7 protein-coding genes are annotated in these 7,395 nt (G+C 73.9%); 4 read left to right on the forward strand and 3 right to left on the reverse strand.

What is annotated here, in order from left to right; genetic code table 11:
* The first annotated feature begins 286 nt into the window (after window positions 1–286).
* The gene (locus ABD665_RS20080) at window positions 287–1,324 is read left to right on the forward strand and encodes an alcohol dehydrogenase catalytic domain-containing protein (protein ID WP_204912813.1); all 1,038 of its coding nucleotides are present in this window, start codon (window positions 287–289) and stop codon (window positions 1,322–1,324) included.
* A 27-nt stretch (window positions 1,325–1,351) separates the two neighbouring features.
* Here the strand turns inward: ABD665_RS20080 and ABD665_RS20085 are convergent, their stop codons facing one another.
* Complete coding sequence (locus ABD665_RS20085) at window positions 1,352–2,380, reverse strand: substrate-binding domain-containing protein (protein WP_204912812.1); 1,029 nt, start codon at window positions 2,378–2,380, stop codon at window positions 1,352–1,354.
* A 125-nt stretch (window positions 2,381–2,505) separates the two neighbouring features.
* Between ABD665_RS20085 and ABD665_RS20090 the strand changes: the two genes are divergently transcribed.
* Both ABD665_RS20090 and ABD665_RS20095 read left to right on the forward strand, forming a co-directional pair.
* Window positions 2,506–3,285 carry a ThuA domain-containing protein gene (locus ABD665_RS20090; protein ID WP_204912811.1) on the forward strand — a complete coding sequence of 260 codons (780 nt, stop codon included), beginning with the start codon at window positions 2,506–2,508 and terminating at the stop codon, window positions 3,283–3,285.
* Window positions 3,282–4,397 (forward strand): Gfo/Idh/MocA family protein, encoded by a 1,116-nt coding sequence (locus tag ABD665_RS20095; RefSeq protein ID WP_344742891.1) that lies wholly within the window; start codon window positions 3,282–3,284, stop codon window positions 4,395–4,397. The genes ABD665_RS20090 and ABD665_RS20095 overlap by 4 nt, the downstream gene beginning before the upstream one ends.
* 46 nt (window positions 4,398–4,443) lie before the next feature.
* Here the strand turns inward: ABD665_RS20095 and ABD665_RS20100 are convergent, their stop codons facing one another.
* Entirely contained in the window at window positions 4,444–5,502 is a 1,059-nt protein-coding gene (locus tag ABD665_RS20100) for an App1 family protein phosphatidate phosphatase (protein WP_344742893.1), read from the reverse strand.
* 132 nt (window positions 5,503–5,634) lie between these two features.
* On the opposite strand from ABD665_RS20100, the gene ABD665_RS20105 reads away from it, so the two are divergent.
* Complete coding sequence (locus tag ABD665_RS20105; protein ID WP_204912810.1) at window positions 5,635–6,867, forward strand: trypsin-like peptidase domain-containing protein; 1,233 nt, start codon at window positions 5,635–5,637, stop codon at window positions 6,865–6,867.
* 104 nt (window positions 6,868–6,971) lie between these two features.
* On the opposite strand, the gene ABD665_RS20110 is transcribed toward ABD665_RS20105, so the two are convergent.
* Window positions 6,972–7,395: IS30 family transposase (locus ABD665_RS20110; RefSeq protein ID WP_344742896.1), on the reverse strand; the 424-nt coding region annotated here is incomplete at its 5' end.

Genomic DNA, 7,395 nt, shown 5'->3' on the forward strand with positions numbered 1-7,395 from the left:
ATCTTCGTCGACCGGCCGGGTGGTGGGACCACCCATTTACAACGTTATAGGGAAACGTTGTAGGGACATCCTGAGAGGACGCTGACGTCCTGTCAAGCACCGTTGGGGTGTCGTTATGCGGGCGTTGTGGAGCGCGCCTCCGTCGCCCGGCGGTCCGACCGCCCGCCCGCCGGCCAACCGGGGGACGCCGGCCTCCCCGGCCGGCCCGACGGTCTACCGTGTGGCGCGTGCTGGACCCTGCGCTGCCGGTCGGCCCCACCGCGGCGTCGGCCGCGGGCGGTCCCCGATGACCGGCACGATGCGGGCGTACGTGCTGACCGCGCCGGGCGAGGGCGGCGTCCAGGAGGTCGCGACCCCGGTGGCCGGACCGGGCGAGGTCGTCGTCGACGTCGAGCGGGTGGGGGTCTGCGGCACCGACGTGGAGTTCTTCACCGGGGAGATGGCCTACCTGCGCTCCGGCGACGCGGCCTTCCCGCTGCGGCTGGGCCACGAGTGGGCCGGCACCGTCTCCGCCGTGGGCCCGGGCGTCGACCCCGGCTGGACGCTGCGCCGCGTCATGGGCGACACGATGATCGGCGACGGGACCTGCCGGCGCTGCCGACGGGGGCACCAGCACGTCTGCGAGGCCCGGCGCGAGGTCGGGGTGCGCGGCGGGATGCCGGGGGCGCTGGCGGAGCGGCTGGCCGTGCCGGCCTCGTCGCTGCACGCCTTGCCCGACGACGTCGACGCGGTCCTCGGGGCCCTGGTCGAGCCGGGCGGCAACGCGCTTCGGGCCGCCGAGGCCGCGCAGGTCGGCCCGGGGGACCGCGCCCTGGTCCTCGGACCGGGCACCATCGGCCTGCTCGTGGCCATGTTCCTGCGCGCCGCCGGGACGGAGGTGCACCTGCTCGGACCGGACGAGCCGGCACTCGGCTTCGCCCGCTCCCTCGGTTTCGCGCAGACGTGGACCGCCGGCACCCTGCCCGACCTGCCCTTCGACGCGGTCGTCGACGCCTCGAACGCGGCGGACCTCCCCGCCCGGGCCCTCGAGCTCGTGGAGCCGGCCGGCCGGGTCGTCGGCATCGGCCTCGCGGGCGGCCCGAGCCTCGTCGACACCCGCCGGGCGGTGCTGAAGGACGTCACCCTCGTCGGCGTCCTGTCCGCGTCGCCCGGCCTGGACCGGACCATCGCCGCGTACGCGAGCGGCCTGGTCGACCCCCGGCCGCTGGTGGCGGCCACCGTCGGGCTCGGCCAGGTCGACGCGGTCCTGGCCGGTCGGCGGCCCGACGGCGCCGGCCCGGGGCCCAAGGTGCACGTCGACCCGCGGGACCTCACCGTCGGGTAGGGGTGGCCCGGTCGGCCGACCGGAGCGCTACGACCCGTCGCCGCCGGGCGTCGTGGACTCGCGCTGCAGGACGCGGAAGGCCGTGAGGTGGTCGCGCGGGGGCAGGTCCGCCGCCGACCCGTCGATGCGCTCGGTCAGCCAGCGGAGGGCGACCTCGACGATCTCCTCGCGCCCCGGGTCGATCGTTGAGAGCGTGGGGAGGGTGTAGCGGGTCTCGTCGACGTCGTCGAAGCCGATCACCGCGACGTCCTCGGGGATGCGCAGCCCGGCGTCCTGCAGGACGCGCATGGCACCGAGCGCGATGAGGTCGTTGAAGGCCACGACGCCGTCGAACTCCACGCCGCGCTCGAGCAGCCGGCGCATGCTCTGCGCGCCCGTGCTGCGGTACCAGCCCACCACCCGGACGACGAGGTCCGGGTCCTCGGCGATCCCCGCGCCGGCCAGCGCCCAGCGGTAGCCGTCGAGCCGGAGGCGCGCCGAGCCCGTGCCCTGCTCGGGGTCCGCCCCGAAGGCGAGCAGACGCCTGCGCCCGATCGAGAGGAGGTGCTCGGTCGCTGCCTGCGTCCCCTCGACGTTCCGCATCGTCACGTGGTCCTTGGGGCCGTCCAGGATGCGCTCGCCGAGCAGGACCATGGGCGTCCTGATGCGGGCGAGCAGGTCGTTGTCGGCCGCGCTGAGCCCCAGCGCGCTGAAGAGGATGCCGTCGACCATCTGCATGCGCGGCCCCGACAGCAGGCTGAGCTCGCGCTCCCGGTCGCCGTTGGACTGCGCGATCAGGACCGACAGGCCCTGGGCCTCGGCCGCGCGCACGACGATGTCGGCGAGCTCGGCGAAGTAGGCGTTGCGGAGGTCGGGGATGATGAGGCTGACCAGCCCGGTCCGGCCCGAGCGCAGCCCGCGCGCGGTGAGGTTCGGGGTGTAGTCCAGCGTCGCGATGGCGTCGAGGACCCGCTGCTTCGTCGCCGGGCGGATGTGCGGGTAGTCGTTCAGGACGTTCGACACCGTCTTGATCGACACCTCGGCGAGCCGGGCGACGTCGTGGATGGTGGGCGGCACGCGGCTCCTTCCCTGCGGCGGTTCTCAGGACTCTATAACGTTGTACACGGGCGCGGGGCGCCGACTCGGCCCTCTCGGCGCGCCCGCCCCCGGGACTCCCGGGGCCGGACGGCAGCATGGGGTCCATGACTGACCCGATCAGAGTGACGGTGTGGAACGAGAACTTCCACGAGACGAGCGAGCGTGACGGCGCCGCGATGGCCGAGCGCTACCCCGAGGGGCTGCACGGGACGATCGCCCAGGGGCTGCAGGCGCAGCTCGGCGAGGCTGTCGTCACGCGGACCGCGACGCTGGACCAGCCCGAGCACGGCCTGACCGAGGAGGTGCTCGAGCAGACCGACGTCCTCACGTGGTGGGCGCACATGAAGCACGCCGACGTGGACGACGCGGTCGTCGAGCGGGTGCACCAGCGGGTCCTCGGCGGGATGGGCCTGCTCGTGCTGCACTCCGGGCACTTCTCCAAGATCTTCAAGCGTCTGATGGGGACGTCCTGCGCGCTGGCGTGGCGGAGCAAGGACGACGCCGAGCTGGTGTGGACCGTCGCCCCCGGGCACCCGATCGCCGAGGGCGTGCCGCACCCGATCCGCATCCCGCAGCAGGAGATGTACGGCGAGTACTTCGACATCCCCGAGCCCGACGAGCTGGTCTTCGTCTCCAGCTTCACCGGCGGCGAGGTGTTCCGGTCCGGCTGCACCTTCCGCCGCGGGCGCGGGCGGGTCTTCTACTTCTCGCCCGGCGACCAGGACTTCCCCGTCTACCACCACCCCGACGTCCAGCGGGTGCTGGCCAACGCGGTGCGCTGGGCGGCGCCCGAGCAGCGCAGCGGGCGCGTGGCGCCCGGCCTGGTGAACATGAAGGTGCCCGACCTGGTCGGCGCCGAGCCGAACCCCGAGGCGGGCTGGTGAGCGCCGTGGGTACCGAGGGCACGCCGCGCCGGCTGCGCGCCGGCGTCGTCGGCTTCGGCTGGGCCGGACGGCAGCACATGGACGCGTACGTGCAGCACCCCGACGTCGAGCTGGTGGCCATCGCCGGCCTGGAGGACGGCCCCCGCCGCGAGCTCGGGGCCCTCTACGGGATCGACGCGGCGGGGCAGTTCCGGGGCTACCAGGAGATGATCGCGGACGCCGGGCTGGACGTGATCAGCGTGGCGACGCCGACCGCGCTGCACGCCCCGATCGCCGTGGCGGCGCTGGACGCGGGCGTGCACGTGCTGTCGGAGAAGCCCCTGGCCGAGAGCGCCGAGAAGGCGGCGAGCATGGTCGCGGCCGCGCACGCCAACGACCGGGTCCTGGACGTGTCGTTCAACCACCGGCGCCGCGGCGACGTCAAGGCGCTCAAGCGGCTGGTGGACGACGGGCTGCTGGGCGACGTCTACTACGCGAAGGCCGGCTGGCTGCGGCGCAGCGGCATCCCCGGCCTCGGCACCTGGTTCACCCAGCGGTCGCTGGCCGGCGGCGGCCCGCTGATGGACATCGGCGTGCACATGCTCGACATGGCCCTGCACCTGATGGGCGAGCCGCGGGCCGAGGCGGTCAGTGCGGCCACGTACGCCGAGTTCGGTCCGCGGGGCCGCGGCGGTTCGAGCGGGGCCGCGCAGGGGGCCCGGGCCGACGGGACCGGCGCGTACGAGGTCGAGGACCTCTCGACCGCCTTCGTCCGGCTGTCGGGCGGCGCGACCCTGCTGCTCGAGGCGAGCTGGGCGTCCTACGTCGAGCGCGACCAGCTCTACCTCGTGCTCTACGGCTCCGAGGGCGGCGCCGTGCTGGGCTCCCCGGACGTGTGGAACGAGCCACAGCTGCGGGTCCTGACCGACGTGCACGGCATCGCCGCCGAGCTCATGCCGCTGCTGCCGAAGGACGGCCTGCACGCGGAGGCGGTCGACGACTTCGTCGCCAAGGTGCAGCAGGCGGACCGCTCGGGACTGCACGGCGACGAGCTGCTGTCCCGCTCGGTGATCGTGGACGCGGCCTACCGCTCGGCCGAGCAGCACCGCGAGGTCGTCATCGAGCCCTACTGAGGCTCGACCAAAAGGGGCCGGCGAGCGTCAGCCCGGGGTCGACGGCTCAGGCCTCGACCTCGGGCTGCTGCGTCGAGCCGGCCAGCAGCCCGGCGTCCTCGAGCTGCTCGGCGAGGCCGGCGCCGTCGTAGGCGTAGAACCACTGGACGGGGCTGCCGTCGGGACGGACGTGCGAGCGGCTGCCGCTGCCCGCGAGCACCGCCTCGCCCGGGGTCAGCTGGCGGATGCAGACGGCCAGCACCTGGTCGGGGTGCTCCTCGCAGAAGCGCGAGTAGGTCTCCGGGTCGTGCTGCCCGTCGTCGCCGACGAGCAGCCAGCGCACGTGCGGGAACTCCCGGGCGAGCCGGGCGAGGGTGTCGCGCTTGTGCTTGGTGCCGTCGCGGAACCACGCGTCCGGCGTCGGCCCCCAGTCGGTCAGCAGCAGCGCGCCCGCCGGGTAGAGGTTGCGCGAGAGGAACCGGGTGAGGGTCGGGGCGACGTTCCAGGCACCGGTCGAGAGGTAGAGGACGGGCGCGCCCGCGTGCGCGTCGGTCCAGCGCTCGTAGAGCACGGGCATGCCCGGGGTCGTCGTGCGGGCGTGCTCGTTCACGACGAACGTGTGCCAGGCCGCGAGCAGCGGTCGCGGCAGCGCGGTCATCATGACCGTGTCGTCGATGTCGGACAGCAGCCCGTACCGGGCCGCCGGGTCGACGACGAAGACCATCCCGTACGACGGTTCTGACCGCTCCGCGCGGTACTCCACCCGGTGCCAGCCGGGTGCGAGGTCGACCTGCACGACCGCGTCGAGCAGGCCCGAGCGGTCGGCCGTGATCGTGTTCGTCACGCCGTCGACCTCGACCTCGACGCGGGCGTGCTGCACGGGGATGCTGGTGAAGCTGCGCCAGCCGCGCGCCCCCGCCGGCTCCCCGGTGAGGCGGTGCGTGTGCTTGTTGAGCATCACCCGGCCGAGCACCCGCATCCACCCCGCGCCGCCGTAGCCGGTGTAGGGGATCACGAGCGGGACGAAGCCGTTCGCCCGCGCCCGGTCGGTCCGCCAGCCGATGAACCGGTTCTCGACGCGGGCGGCGAGGTGCAGCGCCGGCGAGGGCAGAGGAGAGTCGGGCACGGGGTCAAACGTAGTGGGCGGGGTGCGTCGCGGCGGACCGTACGGGGGCCGGGCCGGGCCGGGCCGGGGGTTCACAGGAGACCCCCAGGCACGCCAGAGGTGCTCCACGGACGGCGGCGGTGGTCTTGTCCCATGACCACCACGCCCTCGCACCGCGTCTCCGCCAGCACCACCGCCCGCACCCCCGCCCCGCGGCCCGACGGCCGTCCCGCCCGCCGTCACGGGCGGCGGGCGGGAGCCACGATCCTGGCCGGGGGCCTGCTCACCGCGCTCGGGGTGTCCGTCCCCGTCGCGGCGTCGGCCGCCGCCCGCGTGTCCCTCGTCGACCTCCCGACGAGCGCCCAGGGCCGCTGGGGCGGTCAGGGCGGTCAGGGCGGGTACGCGGGGACGACCTCGAGCGCCACGGTCGACTCGGACCCGGCCACGGCGAAGGAGTCGACGGGCGTGGCGCTGGTCGACACCGTCCTGCCGGACGGCGAGGCCGCGGGCACGGGCATCGTGCTCACCTCCGACGGCGAGGTCCTGACGAACTACCACGTCGTCGAGGGCTCGACGAGCGTGAAGGTCACGATCGTGGGCACCGGGCGTTCCTACACCGCCGAGGTGGTCGGGGCCGACCAGACCGCGGACGTCGCGCTGCTGCAGCTGAAGGACGCGAGCGGGCTGACCGTCGCGACGATCGACGACGACACGCTGAAGGTCGGCGACGACGTCACCGCCGTCGGCAACGCGGGCGGCACCGGGACGCTCACCGCCGCGGACGGCGACGTGACCGACCTGTCGGCCTCGATCACCACGCAGTCGGAGGACACCGTGGCGGGGGAGCGGCTCACCCGTCTGATCGAGACCGACGCGGACGTCGTGGCCGGCGACTCGGGCGGACCGCTCCTCGACGCCGAGGGCGAGGTCGTGGGCATCGACACGGCCGCGTCGAGCGGGCAGGAGATCGACGGCTACGCGGTCCCGATCAGCACGGCGCTCGCGGTCGTCACGCAGATCCGCAGCGGCGACGAGACGAGTGCGGTCCGCATCGGGGCGGCGGCGTTCCTCGGGGTGCAGGTCGCGACCAGCCTCACCAGCGACGCGGGGTACGGCTACGGCAGCGCGTACGGCACCGGGTCCACGAGCACCGCGACGGGCGCGACGATCGCCGGCGTGGTGTCGGGCGACGCGGCCGACGACGCCGGCCTCGAGGCGGGTGACGCGATCACGAAGGTGGGTTCGGCGAGCGTCACCGACGCCGCGGGGCTTACGAAGGCCCTAGCGACCATGGCGCCCGGCGACCGCGTGACGGTCACCTGGACCACGAGCGACGGCGAGCAGCAGTCCGCGACCGTCACCCTCGACGCGAGCCCGGTGAACTGAACCAGCGCCAGCCGTACGCCCCCGGAGCGCCCGAGCTCCGCAGAACCCGGGCGGCCCTCCGCACTCACTCTCACCCCGGGACTTTCACGTAAACGTGCCCAGATTCAGTCTGTGGTTGCAACGCCTGCGGTTTGTTGGTCCTGGTCGAGTATCGCGGTGAGGACCTCGTTGGGGTTGAGGAAGCCGTGTCGTTGGCGGGGTCGGTTGTTGAGCTGGTCGACGGCGGCCTGGAGCTCGGCGTCGGTGGCGGTGGCGAGGTCGCGTCCTCGAGGGAAGTATTCGCGGAGCAGGCCGTTGGTGTTCTCGTTGCTGCCGCGTTGCCAGGGTGCGTGGGGGTCGGCGAAGTAGACCTGGATCCCGGTGGCGATGGTGAACTGGGCGTGGCGTGGCATCTCGTGGCCGCGGTCCCAGGTCAGGGTCCGCATCGGCCAGCCGGTCTGGGTGACGGCGTCGAGGAGGCCGGCGAGGGTGGCGTCTGCGGTGTGGCGTTCGGGGAGCAGGAACGCGGTGAGGTGGCCGCTGGTCCGT

This window comes from Microlunatus spumicola (assembly GCF_039536445.1).
Classification (GTDB): domain Bacteria; phylum Actinomycetota; class Actinomycetes; order Propionibacteriales; family Propionibacteriaceae; genus Microlunatus; species Microlunatus spumicola.